Genomic DNA, 20,278 nt, shown 5'->3' with positions numbered 1-20,278 from the left:
TTAAAGCTTCAGTTAGGATGCATGAATTACTGACTGGAGTTCATCTTGGATCTGTCCCAGGCGCAGTTCGACCGCGCCGTCAACCTCATCTACGACACGCTGGACGACCGGACTGCCTGGCGCAGCGTGCTCGCATGCCTGCACGAGGCGGTCGGCGGGCGCGCCATCCACATGCTCGCTTTCGATGCCGCCCATGGCGCCCTGTCATACAGCGATGGCGCCGCCATGGCGCCGCAGATCGACCTGGAATACATCCAGAAATACCAGTTCATCGATCCACGTGTCGAGCTGATGCGCAGCCAATGGGCGGACGCGTGGCTGCACTGCCATGAGCATTTCGACGAGGCTTTCGTCGCCACCGATCCCTTCTACCAGGAATTCCTGCTGCCGCACGGTGCGCGCTACCTGACGGCCTGCAAGCTGGTCGAGAACGGCGAAGCGACCGTGCTGCTGGCTTGCCTGCGCCGCCCCGGCGACGGCCCGATGCCGGCCGATGCCCTGGCCTTTCTCGACCGCCTGCGCCCGCACCTGCAGCGCGCGGCGCGCCTCGGCCTGGCCCAGTTCGTGTATTCGGCCCAGGCCCTGGTCGGACACGCGCTGATCGACAAGCTGCGCCAGCCGGTGATGCTCCTGACTACCGGCGGTGAAGTGGTGCTGGCGAACGAGGCGGCGCGCTGCCTGCTCGGCTCGACCAGCCTGGTGCAGGTGCGTGAGAAACGCCTGGTGCTGCCGCAGGCCTACCGCAGCGCCTTCCTCGACCAGTGCGCGCAGCTCGAGCACCAGGCACGTACAGCCGCGGGCGCCGCCCCGGACACCGCCTTTCGTTCGCTGCACATGAGCAGCGAGCCCGGCGCCGCGCCGGACGTCCTGTACGGTTTCTTCACCCTCCTGGTGCCGGAACGCACCCTGGGCAGCTTCGGCCTGCGCCCGCTGGTGATGCTGTTCTTCTACCATCCGACCTCGGCCCAGGTGATCGATTCGGACCTGCTCACCGCAGCGTTCGGCCTGTCGCATGCCGAATGCCGCGTGGCCTCGCTGCTGGCCGACGGCGTGCCGCTCAAGAGCATCGCCGAAACGCTGGGGGTGCAGTACGACACGGTGCGCAAGCAGCTGATGTCGATCTACCAGAAGACCGCCACCAACCGCCAGCCGGAGCTGGTACGGCTCCTGATGAATCTCCCCGCATCGGCCGTGCAGCGCGCGCTCAAAGCCGACGGCGGCTCCTTCCAGGGAATCAGCACCTGAGCCCGATGACGCCAGCGACCAGCCCGACGATCTTCATCAGCATCGCATCCTATCTTGACCCGATGCTGTTCTTCACCTTGAACGATGCGGTGGCGAAAGCTGCCCGCCCGGAGCTGCTGTCGCTGGACGTGGTCGACCAGCACGTCGAGCACCAGCGCGCGGCGATTGCCGCCCTGCCCTTCGCGCGCCGGGTGCGCTACGTGCACCTGGACCCGCGCGACACGCTGGGCGTGAGCTGGGCGCGCAGCATCGCCTTTTCGCTGTACGACGGCGAAGCCTTCCTGCTGCAGGTCGATTCGCACACCCTGTTCGAGCCGGGCTGGGACGAACAGCTGCGCAGCCTGCACGCGAGGCTGGGCGCGCGCTCGGCCAAGCCGATCGTCAGCACCTATCCCTACCGCTTCGACATGGTCGGCGGCGTCCCCCGGTACACGCCGGGCGACGGCCGGACCGCGCTGGTGCTGCGCCCGCATCCGGAAAAGCCCCTGACACTTGATGACGCCGTGCTGCGCTTCATGGCGCACCACCTGTTCACCAGCGAGCCGGTCATGGGCTGCCACGTGTCCGCCGGCTTCCTGTTCGCGGCCGGCAGCTTCGTGGAAGAAGTGCCCTACGAGCCTTACCTCTACTTCCATGGCGAGGAGCAGAGCCTGGCGGTGCGCGCCTTCACGCGCGGCTGGGACATCTTCCATCCGCTCACCACGCCGGTCTACCACCTGTACAAGAACGAGGGCATGCCCTACGAGAGCCACCACTGGCACGGCGAGTTCGACGGGCGGCGCGCCTTTGGCTCGGGCTACCTGACCGAGCGCGCCAGGCTGCGCCTGAACCGCCTGCTGATGGGCGACGGCCTGCCCGGCGCGTATGGGCTGGGATCGGTGCGCAGCATGGCCCAGTATGCCGAGCTGAGCGGCATCGACTACGCCACCCAGACCATCAGCGATCCGTTCGGCGGGCAACTCTGCTAGAGCACGTCGCCGGCGGCGTCGATTCCCATCCCTTCTTTCGCGAGCGAGATGCTGCCCAGCGCCCGGGCATTGACGCGTTCGCGCTCCTCGTCGAAGCACCAGCCCCACTTGTTGAAGTAGCGCACCGCCGAAGCGCTGTGATGGCACAGCAGGCGCCAGTCGCGGTAGGAGCCGCGGCCATATTCGTGCACCACCGTCACGCGCGGATAGAACACGATGCGGCCGATACGGGCCAGCCGCCGCGACAGGTCGACGTCCTCGAAATACAGGAAGAAGCGTTCGTCGAACAGCCCGGCCCTGGCCAGCGCATCGGTGCGGATCAGCATGAAGCATCCGGACAGGACCGGCACCTCCATGATGCGGTCGTAACCGCTGGCATGCATTTCGTAGTCGTACTGCTGGCCTGAGCACCGGTGCAGCCAGGGCAGGAAGCGCCGTGTCGCCAGGCCGAGCGGCGCGGGCAGGAGCTTGCACAGCGGCTGCAGGCGGCCATCGGGAAAGCAGATGCGCGGGGACAGCATCGCCACGTCGGCCTGGCTCTCCATATAGGCCAGCAGGCGGGGAAAAATGTCTTCAGAAAAATAGATATCGGGATTGAGCACGAAGTGGTAGCGGCTGCCGGCTTCCATCGCGGCGCGCATGGCGCGGTTGTGCGAACGGCCGAAGCCCGGATTGTCCGGCTGGTGCCAGTACAGGGCCTGGTAGCGCGGCGCCAGGCTGCGCAGGCGGTCCTCGGGCGAATTCTCGATCAGGTAGATCAGCAGCCGCGGCCAGCTGCCGCTCACCCCGCGCAGCAAGCGTTCGATCTGCTCCGTGGGATTGGCGTAGGCCACCACCGAGCAGCTGGCCAGGACCGGCGCCTGTGTCATTTTTTTGGCCCGCGCAGGTGGAAAAAGGCCATGTGCGTGAACCAGGCGTCGTCCCAACCATGGCAGTTGGGATGGACCTCGGGCAGGACGCGCTCGCGCCCGCCGCGCGCGTCCGGCCGCCCCAGCGAGATGTCGTGGAACCAGACGTCGGCCTGGCGGAACCAGCGGCCGAAGTCTTCCAGCACGCGCGGGATGTCGTCGGTGCCGAAGGCGACGTCGCAGGCGCTGTTGGTGCCGGCCGCGTCCCAGCGGTTCTCGGTCCAGCGCGCGTGCAGGCGGTCGATGTGGTGGATGTCGACCAGGAAGGCCTCGTTGGCGGGCGGCGGCGCGGTGCGGCAGTACGGGTAGTAGCGCGAGAAGAAGAACTGCAGCGTGGCGCAGCCGTCGGGACGCAGGATGCGCACGATGTCGTCGAGGATGCGGGCGCGGGTGTCGTACACGCAGATGTGCTGCATCGAGATCGCGCAGTAGGCGAAATCGTAGGCGCCGGACGGGGCCTCGCCGCAGTCGGTGCCGCTGCTCAGGAAGATCTCGGCGTTCGGAGTGCGGGCGCGCGCCGCCCGCACCATCTTCTTGGAGATGTCGGCGCCGTCAACCTGGCGCAGCAGGCGCGACATGCGCCGCACCATGCGGCCTTCGCCGCAACCGACCTCGAAGCCGCGCGCCGATTGCGGGTCGGCCAGCACAGGCTTGCGGATGTCGCCGTACAGGTGCAGCAGGTGGGTCTCGTAGGGGAAGTTCTCGTGGTAGTCGTAGTTGCCGACGATCTCCTCGACATCCGCGGGGGAGTCGTCATAGAAAGTCTTTTGCATGCGTGCATACTGCTTGAGAAAATTGTCCATCGACGTCTCCGGAACCGGCCTGCGGCCAGATGGAGATTCAGACGGCCCGACAGGATCGGCAGTTGCATCGGTATCGCGCCCGATTGCGCAAGATCAGGCGCACGGGGGAAGGGCGGCCCAGAATCGCCCATCATGTCAACCACCGCCACGACCACCATGAACGGCAGCGTGCGCAAGGTGCTGGGCGGGCCCGCCCTGACCGACCTGCGCCATGCCTGGGGACTGCTGCACGTCATCGCCTTCATCGCGGCCAGCGACCTGCGCGCGCGCTACCGGCGCAGCGTGCTCGGCCCGTTCTGGATGACGCTCGGCACCGCGGCCGGCACGCTCGGCCTCGGCCTCGTGTGGAGCGAGCTGCTGCGCATGGAGCGCGCCAGCTTCGTGCCCTCGCTCACCTGCGGCCTGATCCTGTGGCAACTGCTCAGCGGCTGTATTCTCGAATCCACTACCACCTACTGGCGGCAGGCGGCGCTGATCCGCAACATCAGCATGCCGCTGTCGATGCCGCCCATCCAGATGGTGCTCAAGCACCTGATCAACTTCGCACACAACCTGCCGGTGCTGCTCGCGGTCGTGCTGATGTTCGACGTGCCCGTCACGCGCCATACCCTGCTGGCCCTGCCCTGCCTGCTGCTGCTGGCGGCCAACCTGCTGTGGCTGGCGCTGCTGCTCAGCATGCTCGGAGCGCGCTTTCGCGACCTCGAATACGTATTGGGCGCCGCCATGCCGCTGCTGATGTTCCTCAGCCCGGTGTTCTACCGGCCTAACTACCTGCCGTTCAGCGCGGAGTTCATCTGGCTCAATCCGTTCAGCCACCTGATCGAGCTGATGCGCTATCCGCTGCTGGGCGCGGCGCCGCCCGGCTTCGTCGTGCTGACCAATGTCCTGCTGTGCCTGGGCAGCTGGATCCTCACCCTGTGGCTGTTCGACGCCAAGCGCAACCGCATCGCCTACTGGCTCTGACCATGGCGCGCCTCGAATTCGACCGCGTGACGGTCCAGTATCCGGTCTACGACGTGCGCGCCAAGTCGCTGCGCCGGCACCTGATGCGGGTATCGACGGGCGGGCGCATCGAGTCCGAGGGAAGCGGCATCCAGCTCGTCACCGCGCTGCGCGACGCCAGCTTCCGGCTGCGCGACGGCGACAGCGTCGGGCTGCTCGGCCACAACGGCGCCGGCAAGAGCACCCTGCTGCGCACCATGGCCGGGGTGTACTGTCCCTCGGCCGGCAGCGTGCTGCGCGAAGGCCGGGTGGCGACCGTGTTCGAACTCGGGGCCGGCATGGAAAGCGAACTGAGCGGTTACGAGAACATCCGGCGCATGGCGATGCTGCTCGGGATCGGCAAGCGCGAGATCGCCGCGCGCCTGCCCGACATCGAGGAATTCACCCAGCTCGGCCCCTTCCTGCACCTGCCGGTGCGCACCTATTCGGCCGGCATGGCCACGCGCCTGATGTTCGCGGTGGCCACCTCGACCAGTCCGGACATCCTGCTGGTCGACGAGATCTTCGGCGCCGGCGACGCCGAGTTCCAGCTGAAGGCCGCCACCCGCATGGAGGCATTGATCTCCTCGGTGCGCATCTTCGTGTTCGCCTCGCACGACATCGCGGCCCTCAAGCGCCACTGCCGCCGCTTCTTCCGGCTCGAACACGGGCTCTTGTGCGAAGTCGACGCCAACCTCCTGTGAGCACCGTGCGCACGATAGACATGGATCATGGATCCGCTTCCGGCCCCGCCTATTCTGGTCGCATGAAACGCCTGATCATCGACCTCGACGACACCATCGCCTACTGCACGGAAGCGGGCTATGCGCATGCGCTTCCCAACCTGGCCCTGATCGCACGCCTGCGCGACTACCAGCGCGACGGCTTCGACATCGTCATCAGCACCAGCCGCAACGTGCGCACCTACAGCGGCAACATCGGCAAGATCAACCTGCACACGCTGCCCCTCATCGTCGAATGGCTGTCACGGCACGGCGTGCCCTGCGACGAGCTCCACGTCGGCAAGCCCTGGTGCGGCACGCAAGGCTTCTATGTCGACGACAAGGCGGTGCGGCCGTCTGAATTCCTGCGCTACTCCCTCGCCGACATCTCGGCCCTGCTGGCGGACGAAGGGCGCGAGGCGTAAATGCTGCTCATCACTTCCGGCGCCTATGTCGACAGCGAGTTGTACGCCGAGTTCGGCCGCATTCCGCCCGCGTTTCTTCCGGTGGGCAACCGGCGCCTGTTCAGCTACCAGGCGCGGCGCCATGGCGCCCGTCATGCGCAGGTGGTCATGACCGTGCCGGGCGACTTCGCGCTCGACGAGGCCGACGCCGCCTGCCTCGAGGCCTGCGGCATCACGCTCTACCGTACCGAGACCGGCGCGGCGCTGGGCTGGGCGGTGCACGATTTCCTCTCTTCCCACGGCGTCAGCGGGCCGATCGAAATCCTGTACGGCGACACCCTGATCGACGACCCGCCGCGCGGTGGCAGCGACTGGCTGGCGGTGGGCCAGACCGACGAGTACTACGACTGGTGCCACGAAGTTCCCCGGCATGGTCAGCCGGGCGGCATCTGGACCGGCATGTTCGCCTTTTCCGATCCGGCGCGGCTGCGCGAACTGCTGGCCGAAGAGGGCGATTTCATCGCCTCGGTGGTCGCCTACGAGCGCCAGGTCGGCCTGGCCCACTGGCCGGTCGCGCGCTGGCTGGATTTTGGCCACGTGCACACCTATTTCGATTCCAAGCGCACCGTCACCACCCAGCGCCACTTCAACCAGTTGCGCGTGTCCGACGGCGTGGTCACCAAGACGGGGGACGACAGCGGCAAGATCGTGGCCGAGGCCGAATGGTTCGAACGGGCGCCGCGCTCCGTCAAGCCCTTCCTGGCCCCGTACATCGGGCGCACCGACGAGGGCTGCGGCTGCGGGTACCAGCTCGAATACCTGCACCTGGCCACCCTGAACGAGCTCTACGTCTTCGGGCGCCTGCCCGAGCAGGTCTGGGCGCGCATCTTCCGCGCCGCCGATGCTTTCCTGCGCACCGCGCAGGCGGTGCCGCTGGAGCAGCCGCCCGCGCTCGATGCCATCCGCCAGGCCTACCGCGAAAAAACCCTGTCCCGGCTCGCAGCCTATGCCGCCGCGGCCGGGTGCGACCTCGACGCCGGCTGGGCGCTCAACGGCGTACGCACGCCCTCGCTGCGCGTCATCGCCGAACAGGCCAGCGCCGCAGTCGATGCCGGCATGGCGGAACCGAGCTTCCTGCACGGCGACTTCTGCTTCAGCAACATCCTGTTCGACTTCCGCGCCGGCCGCGTCAAGACCATCGACCCGCGCGGGACCGATGCCAGCGGCCGCCCTTCGCGCTTCGGCGACCTGCGCTACGACATCGGCAAGCTCGCCCATTCGGTGCTCGGGCTGTACGACCACATCGTGGCCGGCCACTTCGTGCTCGAAGACGACGACCGGCACGGCGAGGAACAGGGCGAGCGCCCCGGCCTGCAGAAGAGCAGCGCGGGCAGCGCACAGTTCGGCGAACAGCGGAACCTGCAGCTGAGCGGCGACCTGGACGGGCATGGCAAGGGGGGCCCGCGTCGTCAGGGCGGCATGCCGCCGGCCGTCCCGCCGCGCTCCCCGGCAGGCTCATCCCTGCACGGCCTGCGCGACGATCCGCTGCCTGGACTGCCTCCCGGCCACGCGCTACGCTTCCGGGTCCTGGCCCAGCGCAGCGCTCCGATCCGCGCGCTGTTCCTGGCCACGCCCTTCGCCGGCCGCCTGCCCACCGCATGGGATTGCTATCCCGTCATGGTGCTGCTGTTCCTGTCGATGCTGCCGCTGCACGCGGACGCCCCGCTACGCCAACGCGCCCTGCTGGCCAATGCCATCCGCGTTTACCTCGAATGGAGAGCGCATGATCGTGATCCCGATGGCGGAAATGAGCCGCCGCTTCTTTGACGCCGGCTACTCCCGGCCCAAGTACGAACTGCCGCTCGACGGACAGACGCTGTTCGCCAGCTGCCTGCGCTCGTTCGAACACTACTTCGGCAGCGAGCGCTTCGTGTTCGTCCACCGCCACGCCTTCGGTGCCGACGACTTCATCGCGCGCGAATGCGACCGGCTGGGCCTGGACAACTACCTGGCGGCGGGCCTGGGCGAGAGCACGCGCGGCCAGGCCGAAACCGTGCTGCGCGGCCTGGACGCTGCCAGCGCCGGCGCCAACGAGGCCCTGCTCATCTTCAACATCGACACCATCCGACCGCATTACCGCTTTCCCGAAGCCATGGGTGCAAGCGACGGCTACCTGGAAGTGTTCGCCGGCGAAGGCGCGCACTGGTCCTTCGTGCGCCCCGCCACGTCGCTGTGCCCGCTGGTTGCCGAGGCCACCGAAAAGCGCCGCGTCTCGCCGCTGTGCAGCACCGGGCTGTACTACTTCGCGCGGGCCGCCGATTTCGGCGCCAGCTGCGAACATGCGCTCGGCGATGGCGGCCGCTACCTGCGCCAGTGGGGCGAACTCTACGTCGCGCCGCTGTACAACCACCTGATCGCGGCCGGCAAGCGCATCATGTACCACCAGATCAGCGCGCACGAGGTGCACTTCGCCGGCACGCCCCAGGAATACAGCGCCTTGCACGACGGCGCACGGAGCCTGTTTTGATCTACATATCGCTTCCCGTGCACACCCAGGCACGGGTCGTGGCGAGCCAGGCCAGGAACATCGCCGCCTTCTTCCCCGAGGCGCGCATCGTGCTGCACGTCTCGGCCAACGCCCGCTTCAGCCTGCCCGAACTGGAAACGGCGCTGGACGCCGCCGGCTGCGCCAACGTCGTGCTCAATCCCGCACGCCATGCGACACGCTGGGGCGGCATCCTGCAGGCCCACCTGGCCAACATCGGCTGGATCCGCCGCGCCGGCGACGCCAGCCGCATCTGCCTGCATGCCTCGAACGACATGCTGGTGCGTCCCGGCCTGGCCGGCTGGCTGGGACGTGGCGGCAACTTCCTGCACACGCGCCCCATCCGCGCCGGCAGCCGCTGGCGCTTCGCCGCGCCGGCGCTGGCCGACCGGCAGCTGGTCAACCTGTGCCGGCGGCTCGGCAGCACCAGCCTGGTGGGCTCCCAGGTCGAGGGCGCCAGCTTCGAGGCGGCGCTGCTGTTCGAGCTGGCGCCCCTGCTCGAGCGCCACCTCGACGGCAGCGCCGCCTATCCGCGCGAGGAAGTCTGGCTGGCCACCGCGGCCCATGCGCTGCGCGCGCCCATCGGGGGCCGCCCCTACGTGCTGTCCGAGGTGCACCGTTTCGACCAGGCCTTCTGGCGCGTGCTGCGCTATGCCGATCCGCTGATCGGCCGGCCGGGCGAACCGCGCCATTTCCCGCGCCGCCTCATCGAGTACCTGATGATCCGCAGCGGCTTCCACCGGACCCGGCGGCGCCTGGTCGACCGCATCGGCGCCGGCGATGCCGCCTGGCTGGCGCGCTACGAATGGATGTCCGACAGCAACAACACCTGGCGCGTATTCGACCGCCACGGCCTGTTCGGCGTGAAGCGGGTAGCGCGCCGTCCGGACCACCCGCTGCGCCGCTACATCGACGCACTGGCTACCGCCCCGGCGCCGGCGCCGGCGCCGCGGCCGGCGCCCGGTTCCCACCAGCCGCCTGTCGCGCCATGAAGACTTCCGACATCACCCTCGTGTTCCAGGGCGCGTTCAAGCCTTACGTCACGCGCGAGCGCGACGCCTTCGTGCGCAATATCCGCATGACGCGCCAGGTGCTGCCGGGCGCGCGCATCGTCCTCTCCACCTGGGAAGGCACGGACGTGCCGCACAACGCGGGGGTCGACACCGTGGTGCTCAGCCCGGACCCGGGTCCGCTGGCGCCGCTCAAGCTCGACGACGACAAGGCCAACAACGCCAACCGGCAGCTGGCCAGCACGCGCGCCGGCCTGACGGCCGTGCGCACGCCCTATGCCGTCAAGCTGCGCACCGACTGCTTTCTTGAACATGCGGGTTTCCTCGACTTCGCCGCCGAGCAGCGCCGCCGCGACGGCGGACGCGAACGGCTGCTGGCCTGCTCCTTCTTCACCCTCGACCCGCTCATGTTCGAGCGCCTGCCCTACCACCTGAGCGACTGGTTCCATTTCGGTCCGACCGAACTGCTGCGGGCCTACTGGTCGGCCGCGCCGATGGACGCGCGCGACGCGCGCCATTACGAACAGCGTCCGCATCCGCCCGGCGCGTCGATCTTCGAGCGCCGCTTCCGTGCCCGCTTCGCGGTCGAGCAGCACCTGTGCACGCAGTTCGCCGGCGCCCGCGGCTATGCCTGTCCACGGGCGCTGAACGACACGTCGGAAGCGGTGCTGCGCGACCACGCGCGCTTCATGGCCCACGAAGTGATTCTGCTCGACCCCTGGCAGATCGGCCTGGTCTTTCCCAAGTATGCCTGGGTGGGCGCCTCGCGCTTCCAGTGCATGAACAACCTGATGCATCTGGACTGGGTCGCGCTGCAGGGCCCCGAGCTGGCCGGATTCCAGGATGCCGCCGGCCTGCGCCGCCTGATCCGCGCGCGGGCGCGCAGCAAGCGCCTGACCGCCCTCGCCTTCCGCCACAGCCGCCTGCTGCATGGGCTGCTGTTCGATCCGCAGCACAGCAGCGAACCGGTGCGCCGCATGGTGAGCCGGCTCGCGCGCCACTTGTAGCCGGCCATGCGCATCGTCACCGTCGTCGTCACCCGCGACCGCCCGCCACTGCTGCAGCAGGTGCTGGCGGCGCTGCAGTCGCAGCAGCGCCCGCCCGACCACGTGGTCGTGGTCGACAACGGCGGCGGGCCCGAGACGGGCGCCGTGCTGGCGCGCTGCCAGGGCCTGGACGTGCTGCGCCCCGGCGGCAACCTGGGCGGCGCCGGCGGCTTCGCCCTCGGCATGCGCCACGCCCTGGCCGGCGGCTGCGACTGGATCTGGCTGCTGGACGACGACGCGGTGCCGCGCCCCGACACGCTGGAACGGCTGGCCGGGGCAATCGCACAGGCAGAGGGCACGGCGGCGCCGGGGGCGGTGGCGCCGGCCGTCTTCGAGTTCGGTAGCCTGGCGCTGGCCCACCGGCGCCGTTACGGGCTGTCGTGCGGCATCGAACGCACGATCGCCCCTGCCGACTACTGCCGCGCCCTGGTGCCGGTCGACACCGCCTCCTTCGTCGGCTTGCTGGTGTCGGCGCGCGCCGCGGCAGCCTGCGGCCTGCCCGACGCCGCCCTGTTCCTGTCCTACGACGACACCGAATACTGCCTGCGCCTGCGGCGCGCCGGCTGGCCGCTGTGGCTGGCGCCCGGCAGCGTGGTCGACCACCTGCGCGCGCCCGCCGGCCGGATGCGCGCCGGCCCGATCGGCCCGCGCCACTACTACAACCTGCGCAACCGGATCGTGGTGGCGCGCCGGCATGCGCGCCTGCCGCAACTGGCGGGAGCGGTCGCCACACTGACCGGCCTGGGACTGTGGCTGGGCTGCCGTGGACGCTTCCGGCGCGGTGCCTGGCGCACCGTCAGGCAGGCGCTGGCCGACGGCTGGGCCGGACGGCTCGGTCCTTGCCCCACGTTGCCCGGCGCACCTCCGGCAAACGCTTCTCCCGGGCCCGGGGCGCAAGGCCAGGGGATGGGGAAGATCGACCTGCGGCGCCGTCACGAGGACCGCTAGACGCACGCCGGCGGCGCCTGCCTGCGCAGCGGATCCGCTGCCTGCAGGCAGCAGGCCATGAAGGCGAACACCAGCATGGCATACAGCAGGCTCGCCTTCATCGACCAGAACATCACCTCGCTCAGCCCCGCCATGACATAGCTCACCACCACCAGCAGGCCGGCCAGCGCCGGCGCCGCCTGTTCCCCACTGGCGGCACGGCGCAGGCGCAGTCCGAACCAGCACAACGGCGCCAGGATGATCGCCAGCCAGCAGGCCAGTCCGGGCAGGCCCCGGGTCACCAGGGCCTGCAGGGCGTCGTTATGCAGGTGCGGCGGCTCCGGCGGCGCGAACACGGCCGGGCTGAGCCTGCCCTCGGCGATCCAGGCCCGCATCCGCGCCTTGTACGCCGGCGTGTCGATGCCGGCCAGCGGGTGTTCGCTTGCCAGCATGCCGGCCGCCTTCCACAATTCGAGGCGTACGCTCAGCGAGGTCGGCAGGGGATTGCCGTCCCGGTAGAGCGCCAGGTCGCTGAGGCCCACCGCGACCCGCGCCCTGACACCGGTGGCCGGCACCGCATACGCCAGCACGACCAGCGCGGCCATGGCCAGCGCCAGGCCGCCAGGCAAGGCACGCGGGATGTGGCGGCGCTGGGTCCACAGCAGCAGGAAGGCCGGCGGCAGGGCCAGCCAGCCGCCGCGGCTGCCGGACAGCAGCGAGGCGACGGCGCCCGCCAGCGCGGCGGCCGCCGGCCACCACCAATGCCGGCGCATGCGCGGATCGAGCAGCGAGGCCAGCGCCACCAGCACCAGTACCAGCGCCAGGTTGCCGAACACGATCGGGTTCAGGAAGCCGCCGGCACGTTCGACGCCGGCGCCCCAGCGTTCCCATGCCGCCAGCGCGGCCGCGGCCAGCGCACCGGCGCAGGCACCAATCCACCACGGCCGAGCGTCCAGTTGCGCCATCCGCAGTACCGGCACCAGGGCCAGGGCGAGCAGCATCCGCAGGGGCGCGTCGACCGTACGCCACCCGGTGGCGCGCGCCAGGTGCAGGAACAGTGCATAGGCGGCATAGGCGGCAAACGCGAGCACGACCGGACGCAGGGCCGGCCAGTCGCGCGCCAGATGCGCGCGGCTGGCGCGCCACTGCCAGAGTGCAATGCCGAGGAACAGGAAACCGGCCAGGCCGATGCCGATACCGGTGACCAGGCTGGACAGGAGGAAGGCGACGGGCAGCGTGGCGATCGCGGCGCGGATGCCGGGCTGGAGGGAAACACGGCAGGCACGCATTGCAGGAAGAGGAATGGCGGCGACCGTGGCAGTCTAGCGGATCGGCGCCGCCCGGGGGACGGCGCACGCCCCGCGCTTGATCCGCATCGCATGCGGATCAAGCGCCGGGAACAACTCAGGGAGCGATGGCGGTGCGGTAGACCGGGTACAGGTTGTGGCGCTCGTCCCACGAGGCGTGGCGCTTGTAGAAGAAGTCCAGGCGCGCGTGCGGGTTCCTGGCGAAGGCCGGGTCGGTCTCGACGCGGCGCTTGAATTCGGCGGCCAGCGCCGGGTCGGCGGCCATCTGCTCGCGCGCCACGTCCTCGGCCACGTATTCTTCCATGTACTCCTTGCGCTCGTAAGCGTTGTTGAAATAGCCCCAGGCCAGCAGCGAGTCCGGCGCCTGCGGCTCCAGCATGGCCACCACCAGGCGCGCCTTCGGCTGGTTCACCGGCACGTACAGCGAGCCCGGCAGTACGCCGCGCGGCTCCGCCTGCCAGGCGCCCTCGACCGTCAGGCGCTGGTGCGATTCCAGCGAGGTGGCGCCGAAGCTCGCCTTGTCGGCGCGGAAGGTTTCGACACTCGCCTGCGCGATCGCCTTGTCCAGCTTGCGGAAGCTGATGCCGTGCTGGGTCAGCTTCTTGGCCACGATGTCGGCCCAGGCGGCCGGCACGATGTAGCCCGCGCGCGGTGCGCTGACCACGCGGTCCGGCACCACTTCCTCGCGCAGCGGCACGCGCCATACCTGCGGCTTGCTTTCGTCGTAGCGGGTCATCAGCATGCCCGACACCTCGGACGGGGTGCGGGTGTAGGCGTAGCCCTGGAAGTCGACCATCTCGGTCTTGTGGGTGGTGCGGTAGGTCAGCGCGACCGGGCTGCCCGCCAGCTGGGCGGCGCGGGCGTCGGCGGCCTGGGCGGCCTGCTGCCAGGCCTTGCCGTGCTGTGCGACCTGTTCCAGCACCGAGATCACCGTGTTGTGGGTGACGCGCACGCGGGTCGGGTAATCCTTCCACGAATGGGTCTCGACCAGCATCGCCATGCGGTTACGCAGCGGGAAGTAGCCGGTCGAGAAGCGCGGATCCGACACGCTGTCGATGAAGCCCGACTGCGGGTCGTCGGTCTTGGCGAAGGACATGTAGTAGGACTGCGGCATCGCGCCTTGACGAGCGATGTCGGCGATCACCTTGCTGCGCAGGGCCAGGCCGGCCTTGCGGAATTCCGGGTCGCCCGAGTACACCGGCTCGACCTGGATCGAGACGTCGTGCTGGAACTTGGCGCCGTCGGTCACGTGCAGGTCGACATAGGTCAGCGGATCCCAGGCATTGACCAGCCCCAGCATGGCCTGCATCTCGGGCGCGTCGGCCTTCACGTAGTCGCGGTTGAGGTTGTAGTTCTGGGCGGTGGTGCGCCAGCCCATCTCGACCGGGCCGCGCTGGTTCGGGCGGTTCCACTTGCCGAAGCGCTCGTGGCCGTCGACGTTAAACACCGGCACGAACAGCAGCACCTGCTTGTCCAGGGCGCCCTTCGCCAACTTGCCGTTCAGGATTTCGCGCAGGGCCAGGAAGCCGGCGTCCTTGCCGTCGATCTCGCCGGCATGGATGCCGCCCTGGATCAGGGTCACCGGCAGGCCCTGCTTCTTAGCAAGCTGCGGCGTGAAGGCGCCGGTGTTCGACACGATCAGCGCCAGCATGGGGCGGTTCTCCGGCGTGCGGCCGAATTCGATGCACTTGACCTGCTTCGGATAGGCCTTCTGGAAGTCGCCACAAAGCTTGATGACTTCATCGTAGCGGCCGGTGGCCTGGAAGCCGGAGCGCTCCGACACGGTGGTCAGATCGGGAGCGGCATGGGCGAGGGGGACGGCAGCCAGCAGGGCCAGCAGCAGGGCGGAACGGATCATCGGAAACTCCACAATCAAGCGGGTGACAAAGCCGACGATTATAGACCTGTTTCCAGAATGAAAAGAGCCCGGCAGAAGTGCTGGCCGGGCTCTTGTTGCACACCGGGCTCAGGGGCGCGGCTTGGTATAGATCGAGATTTCCCCGGCCGGATGGCGCACGATCTCCATCGGCACCTGGCGCGCGCGGCTGGCCGGCGGGCAGGTGCCGGTCTCGCGGTAGCTCAGGGCCGCGGCCAGCAGGCCTTCGCTGCGGTCGCCGAGCGGACGCGACAGGTCATCGGCTACCTGGCAGGTCGGCGCCAGGCCGTCCGAGAAGTCGCCGAAGCCCTTGTTGTTCACGCCCTTGAACTCGATCGAGAAGTAGGTGGTGCCGCAGTTCGACACCGGCGTGAAGCCGTAGGGCTTGCCGCAGGTGGTGCTGCCGATCACGTCAACCTGGACATCGGCGCCGCGCAGGCCGTTGATCACGGCCTCGCTGGCCGAGCAGGTGCCCGAGGTGGTCAGGACGGTCACCCGCTTCAGGCCCAGGTAAGGCAGCGGCGTGCCCGCACGCACCGGATTGGGCGAGCTGAAGCCGTAGGCCGTGCTGCGGAACGGAATGGCCTGCTTCTGCGGGGTCTTGTCGTTGTACTGCGGGCGCTCGAAGATCTTGCCGTTGGTCTGCTCCGGCCCGGCGATCATGTAGGACAGCTCGCTGGCGATGTACAGCAGGCCACCGCCGTTGTAGCGCATGTCGAGCACCAGGTCGCTCACGGCGACCTGCTTCAAGGTGGTGAAGGCATCCACCAGCTCCTTCTCCGACACCTGGTTGTGGGTCTCGAAGCTTAGGTAGCCGACCTTGCCGGTCGGGGTGTCGAGCACCTGCACCAGCTTGACCGGATCGATGCGCACGTCGGCACCCGTCATCGACACGTCGAAGACCGTGCTGCCGCGCTGCAGGGTGAACCCGTGCGCCACGCCGGCCGTCTCGGGGAACAGGCCGGCATTGATCCTGTTAACCTGGTCGGCGCCGCCGCCGTTGACGAAGTCCACGCCGTCGACCTTGAGCAGCATGTCGCCGCGGCGCAGGCCGGCCGCCTCGGCCGGCGAACCCGGCTCCACCATCGCGACCAGCCAGGTACGCGGCACGGTGGCGCTGTTGCGCTTCCAGGTCAAGCCATAGCCCAGGTCGATCCCGGAGTTCTGCAGCTTTTCCCACTCCTCGGTGGTGTAGGTGAAGTGGTACTTGTCCTTCGGCTGGCCCGAGGGGGTCAGGGCCGGGGTCTTAAGCACGTTGAAGTAGTCGAGGGCGTTGGTGAAATCCGCCATCCGGTAGGTGTTCGGGATCTCGTTGTACCAGAGGTAGTACTGGTTCGACCATGCGCGCAGGAACTTCAGCTCGTCGAGCAGCGTGCCCTGGCGGTCCGGGAAGGGCCGGCCTTCAGTGTCCAGGCCGGTACGCGGCTTGGCGCACAGGTTCCAGTAGGTGCTGAAGGCTTCGCCCAGCAAATTGGGGTTGAGGTCTTCCGGCGACGCGCTGCCGGTCGGCGGCGTCGGATTCGTCGGCGTGGGCGGCTGCTGCCCGCTCTGGCCGGGGCCGGTACCGCCGGGCGAACCGCCGCCCCCGCCGCATCCGGCGAGGACGACCGTGGCGGCGCACAGCGACGCCATCAGGCGGGGGACGGTCGACAAACGACCATGTGCATATGGCGGTCTCATGCGATCGATTATAGACGCGCCAATCGGACCCAAGTGCAACCAACTGTAACAGTTGGGTCTGATGGACAACAAGGAATGCTAAGAAGAATTTCCAGGCAAACAAGGCCAGACTTGCGGCCTTGTTTGCCTGTCAAGCGCTGCCCGCTTATGCGGCGCGCGGCGTCCCTGCAGCCGGCGTGTGGAAGGCCGCGACCAGGGCCGCTTCCTTCTGCCTGGCGGCCTTCAGGTGGCGCTCCTTCACGTGGCCGTAGCCGCGGATGTCTTCCGGGATGCTGGCGATCGCCACGGCCTGCGCCAGGTTCTCAGGCGTGAGCTTGGGCAGCAGCGCTTCCACGGTCTGGCGGTACTGGTCGATCAGCGCCCGCTCGGTGCGGCGCTCGGCGGTGTAGCCGAACACGTCGAACGGGGTGCCGCGCAGGCGTTTCAGTTTGGCCAGCACGCCGAACGCACCCATCATCCAGGCGCCGTATTCCTTCTTGAGCGCGCGGCCTTCCTTGTCGTGCTTGGCCAGCAGCGGCGGCGCCAGGTGGAATTTCAGCGTGATGTCGCCTTCGAACATGTTCGCGATCTTGGCCTTGAACGCCGGATCGGTATGCAGGCGGGCGACCTCGTACTCGTCCTTGTAGGCCATCAGCTTGTAGAAGTAGCGCGCCACGGCTTCGGCCAGGCGGCTGCCCTTGCCAAGCTTGGCCTCTTCGGCGCGTACCTGGTCGACGAAAGTCTTGTACTTGGCGGCGTAGGCAGCGTCCTGGTAGGCGGTCAGCAGCTCGACGCGGCGGGTAATCAGGTCGTCGAGGCTTTCGCTGCGCTTGAACTCGATCACCTGGGCCGGGGTGGCCAGCTTCTTCACCGCGGCCAGGTCGTGGGCGGCCGTGCGGCCCCAGTTGAAGGCGGCTTTGTTGAAGGGCACCGAGACGCCGTTCAGTTCGATCGCCTTCAGGAGCGAGGCCTCGAGCAGCGGCACGCGGCCCTTCTGGAAGGCATAGCCCAGCATGAACATATTGGTCGCGATGGCGTCGCCCATCAGCGCGGTGGCGATCTTGCCGGCATCGACGAAGTCGACGTTGTCGGCGCCGCAGGCCTGCAGGATGGCGTCCTTCGAACCTTCGGCCGGGAACTGCCAGTCCGGGTTCTTCACGAAGGCCGCGGTGGTGGCGCCGGTCGAGTTGACGGCGGCCCAGGTGCGGCCCTCGCCCATGCGCGAGAGCGCATCGCGGGAGGCAGCGACGATCTGGTCGCAGCCGATCACCAGGTCCGCGCTACCGGTGCCGACGCGGGTCGAATGCAGATCGGCCTGGTGCTCGGCCAGACGCACGTGCGACATCACCGGGCCGCCCTTCTGGGCCAGGCCGGACTGGTCGAGCACGACGGCGCCCTTGCCTTCGACGTGGGCCGCCATCGCCAGGATCTGGCCGACGGTGACCACGCCGGTGCCGCCGACGCCGGCGATCAGGATGCCGAAGGGCTCCTCGACCGACGGGATGCGCGGCATCGGCAGTGCCGGCGGCGCCGCGTCAGCCGTTGCGGCTTTCTTGGGCTTTTTCAAACCGCCGCCTTCGACGGTGACGAAGCTCGGGCAGAAGCCGGAGACGCAGGAGAAGTCCTTGTTGCACGAGGACTGGTTGATCTGGCGCTTGCGGCCCAGCTCCGTTTCCAGCGGCTCGACCGACAGGCAGTTCGACTGCACCGAGCAGTCGCCGCAGCCTTCGCACACGGCTTCGTTGATGACGGCGCGCTTGGCCGGGTCGGGGAACTCGCCCTTCTTGCGGCGGCGGCGCTTTTCGGAGGCGCAGGTCTGGTCGTAGATGACGGCGGAGACGCCCGGCATCTCGCGCAATTCCTTCTGCACGTCCATCAGCTCGGAGCGGTGGCGCACGGTGACGCCTTCGGCCCAGGCGTAATCGTCCGGGTATTTTTCCGGCTCGTCGGTGACGACGATGATCGGACGCACGCCTTCGGCGGCGATCTGGCGCGTGATCATGCCCGGGTCGAGCGGGCCGTCGACGTTCTGGCCGCCGGTCATCGCCACCGCGTCGTTGTACAGGATCTTGTAGGTGATGTTGACCTTCGCCGCCACCGCCGCGCGGATCGCCAGGATGCCCGAGTGGAAGTAGGTGCCGTCGCCCAGGTTCACGAACACGTGCTTCTCGTCGGTGAACGGCGACTGGCCGATCCAGGTCGTGCCCTCTGCCCCCATGTGGGTGAAGGTGGAGGTTTCGCGGTCCATCCACAGCACCATGTAATGGCAGCCGATGCCGGCCATGGCGCGCGAGCCTTCCGGCACCTTGGTCGAGGAATTATGCGGGCAGCCCGAGCAGAAGTACGGAATGCGGTCGGTTTCCGGGTTGGCCTTGGCCGGGATCGACTTGAGCACCAGCTCCTTGTTCTCCAGGTAGGCGATGCGCTCCTTCACGCGCTGCTCGACCGGATGGCCGGCGCAGTAGTGCGAGATGCGCGAGGCGATGGCGCGCGCGATCTGCGCCGGGTTGAGCTCGTAGGTGGCCGGCAGCAGCCAGTCGCCGTGGCCCATGCGGTCCTTGTTGCTCCACTCGCCGGTGTCGTCGAACTTGCCAACCACGCGCGGACGCTCGCCGTCCGGCAGGTTGTACAGGGCTTCCTTGAGCGCGTATTCCATCACCTGGCGCTTCTCTTCCACCACCAGGATCTCGTCCAGGCCGCGCGCGAACTCGTGCACGCCCTCGGATTCGAGCGGCCAGGTCATGCCGACCTTGTACAGGCGCAGGCCGATGTCGGCGGCCGCCTGTTCGTCGATGCCGAGGTCGGCCAGGGCCTGGCGGGTGTCGACATAGCTCTTGCCGGCAGTGATGATGCCGATCTTCGGCTTCTTGCTGTCCCAGATGATGCGGTTCAGTTTGTTGGCGCGTGCATAGGCCAGCGCCGCATACCACTTGAAGTTGCTCATGCGGACTTCCTGGTCCAGCACGGCGTCCGGCCAGCGGATGTTCAGGCCGCCCGGCGGCAACTCAAAATCGGTGGGGGTGACGATCTGCACGCGGTCCGGATCCAGGTCGACCACGGCGCCGGATTCGATGATGTCGGTGACGCACTTCATCGACACCCACAGGCCGGTGTAGCGGCTCATGGCCCAGGCGTGCAGGCCGAAGTCGAGGTATTCCTGCACCGACGAGGGGTACAGCACCGGGATGCCGCAGTGGGTCAGGATGTGGTCGGACTGGTGCGCGGTCGACGAGGATTTGGCCGCATGGTCGTCGCCGGCCAGCACCAGCACGCCGCCGTGCTGCGAGGAGCCGGCATTGTTGCCGTGCTTGAAGACGTCGCCGCAGCGGTCCACGCCCGGGCCCTTGCCGTACCACATGGCAAACACGCCGTCGTACTTGGCGTCCTTGTACAGGTTGGTCTGCTGGGTGCCCCAGACGGCGGTGGCCGCCAGGTCTTCGTTCATGCCCGGGTGAAACTTGACGTGGTGGGCGTCGAGGTGCTTCTTCGCCTTCATCGCGGTCTGGTCGACGGCGGTGACCGGCGAGCCGCGGTAGCCGGTGATGTAGCCGGCGGTATTCAGGCCGGCCTTCTGGTCGCGTTCGCGCTGCAGCATCGGCAGGCGGATCAGGGCTTGCGTACCGGTCATGAACGCGCGGCCGCGTTCAAGCGTCCATTTGTCGTCGAGGGTGATGTCGTGCTGGGGCAGCGCCAGGTTGGCGCGCTCTAGGGGTGCATTCATGCGGTGTCTCCGTTAATGTCGCCAGGATGCGGGGCGCGCTGCGGCTCTTGGTGGCCATCTGGACGCGCGGGGCCGGGTTCTGCCAGCCTGATCCATCATGCGCACAGTATATTCCGCGCCCTCCGGCATTAAATTTCAAACAATTCCCCCCGCCAG

16 protein-coding genes are annotated in these 20,278 nt (G+C 68.3%); 10 read left to right on the top strand and 6 right to left on the bottom strand.

The genetic code is table 11. The annotated features are described in order from the left end of the window. The first annotated feature begins 45 nt into the window (after positions 1-45). Both MasN3_RS02680 and MasN3_RS02675 read left to right on the top strand, forming a co-directional pair. A complete protein-coding gene (locus MasN3_RS02680) occupies positions 46-1,245 on the top strand; it encodes a helix-turn-helix transcriptional regulator (protein ID WP_281912077.1) in 1,200 nt (399 codons plus the stop codon). Positions 1,246-1,250: 5 nt separating this feature from the next. Then, positions 1,251-2,213, top strand: coding sequence for a GlcNAc-transferase family protein (locus MasN3_RS02675; RefSeq protein WP_281912074.1), 963 nt, complete (start codon positions 1,251-1,253; stop codon positions 2,211-2,213). Here MasN3_RS02675 and MasN3_RS02670 read toward each other — a convergent pair. Both MasN3_RS02670 and MasN3_RS02665 read right to left on the bottom strand, forming a co-directional pair. Continuing rightward, the gene (locus MasN3_RS02670) at positions 2,210-3,082 is read right to left on the bottom strand and encodes a glycosyltransferase (protein WP_281912071.1); all 873 of its coding nucleotides are present in this window, start codon (positions 3,080-3,082) and stop codon (positions 2,210-2,212) included. The genes MasN3_RS02675 and MasN3_RS02670 overlap by 4 nt on opposite strands. Then, positions 3,079-3,894, bottom strand: coding sequence for a class I SAM-dependent methyltransferase (locus MasN3_RS02665; protein ID WP_281912070.1), 816 nt, complete (start codon positions 3,892-3,894; stop codon positions 3,079-3,081). Before MasN3_RS02665 ends, MasN3_RS02670 begins: the two co-directional genes overlap by 4 nt. A gap of 162 nt (positions 3,895-4,056) precedes the next feature. Between MasN3_RS02665 and MasN3_RS02660 the strand changes: the two genes are divergently transcribed. The 8 genes from MasN3_RS02660 to MasN3_RS02625 all read left to right on the top strand — a co-directional run bounded on the left by MasN3_RS02660 (position 4,057) and on the right by MasN3_RS02625 (position 11,580). Continuing rightward, positions 4,057-4,887, top strand: a complete 831-nt coding sequence (locus MasN3_RS02660; protein ID WP_281912069.1) for an ABC transporter permease — start codon at positions 4,057-4,059, stop codon at positions 4,885-4,887. A gap of 2 nt (positions 4,888-4,889) precedes the next feature. Further along, complete coding sequence (locus MasN3_RS02655) at positions 4,890-5,609, top strand: ABC transporter ATP-binding protein (protein ID WP_281912065.1); 720 nt, start codon at positions 4,890-4,892, stop codon at positions 5,607-5,609. A 62-nt stretch (positions 5,610-5,671) separates the two neighbouring features. Next, positions 5,672-6,052 (top strand): capsular biosynthesis protein, encoded by a 381-nt coding sequence (locus MasN3_RS02650; RefSeq protein WP_281912064.1) that lies wholly within the window; start codon positions 5,672-5,674, stop codon positions 6,050-6,052. Continuing rightward, positions 6,053-7,858, top strand: coding sequence for a phosphotransferase (locus tag MasN3_RS02645; RefSeq protein ID WP_281912062.1), 1,806 nt, complete (start codon positions 6,053-6,055; stop codon positions 7,856-7,858). Continuing rightward, the gene (locus MasN3_RS02640) at positions 7,815-8,558 is read left to right on the top strand and encodes a capsular biosynthesis protein (RefSeq protein ID WP_281912061.1); all 744 of its coding nucleotides are present in this window, start codon (positions 7,815-7,817) and stop codon (positions 8,556-8,558) included. Before MasN3_RS02645 ends, MasN3_RS02640 begins: the two co-directional genes overlap by 44 nt. After that, a complete protein-coding gene (locus MasN3_RS02635) occupies positions 8,555-9,568 on the top strand; it encodes a hypothetical protein (RefSeq protein ID WP_281912060.1) in 1,014 nt (337 codons plus the stop codon). The genes MasN3_RS02640 and MasN3_RS02635 overlap by 4 nt, the downstream gene beginning before the upstream one ends. Beyond that, positions 9,565-10,593, top strand: coding sequence for a WavE lipopolysaccharide synthesis family protein (locus tag MasN3_RS02630; RefSeq protein WP_281912058.1), 1,029 nt, complete (start codon positions 9,565-9,567; stop codon positions 10,591-10,593). The genes MasN3_RS02635 and MasN3_RS02630 overlap by 4 nt, the downstream gene beginning before the upstream one ends. 6 nt (positions 10,594-10,599) lie before the next feature. Then, positions 10,600-11,580, top strand: a complete 981-nt coding sequence (locus MasN3_RS02625) for a glycosyltransferase (RefSeq protein ID WP_281912055.1) — start codon at positions 10,600-10,602, stop codon at positions 11,578-11,580. On the opposite strand, the gene MasN3_RS02620 is transcribed toward MasN3_RS02625, so the two are convergent. From MasN3_RS02620 to MasN3_RS02605, 4 genes are all read right to left on the bottom strand, one after another. After that, positions 11,577-12,848, bottom strand: coding sequence for an O-antigen ligase family protein (locus MasN3_RS02620; protein WP_281912052.1), 1,272 nt, complete (start codon positions 12,846-12,848; stop codon positions 11,577-11,579). The two genes, MasN3_RS02625 and MasN3_RS02620, sit on opposite strands and share 4 nt — an antisense overlap. 115 nt (positions 12,849-12,963) lie before the next feature. Beyond that, positions 12,964-14,724: a M14 family metallopeptidase gene (locus MasN3_RS02615; RefSeq protein ID WP_281912050.1), complete on the bottom strand. Its 1,761-nt coding sequence runs from the start codon at positions 14,722-14,724 to the stop codon at positions 12,964-12,966. 108 nt (positions 14,725-14,832) lie between these two features. Further along, entirely contained in the window at positions 14,833-16,395 is a 1,563-nt protein-coding gene (locus MasN3_RS02610; RefSeq protein WP_281912049.1) for a S41 family peptidase, read from the bottom strand. Positions 16,396-16,567: 172 nt separating this feature from the next. Further along, positions 16,568-20,122, bottom strand: a complete 3,555-nt coding sequence (locus MasN3_RS02605; RefSeq protein WP_281912047.1) for an indolepyruvate ferredoxin oxidoreductase family protein — start codon at positions 20,120-20,122, stop codon at positions 16,568-16,570. Positions 20,123-20,278: the final 156 nt, after the last annotated feature.

Origin of the sequence: Massilia varians, assembly GCF_027923905.1 — a bacterium.
Classification (GTDB): Bacteria; Pseudomonadota; Gammaproteobacteria; order Burkholderiales; family Burkholderiaceae_D; genus Telluria; species Telluria varians_B.
The sequence above is the reverse complement of the archived record's forward strand: the minus strand, read 5'-3'. Positions and strand labels throughout refer to the sequence as shown.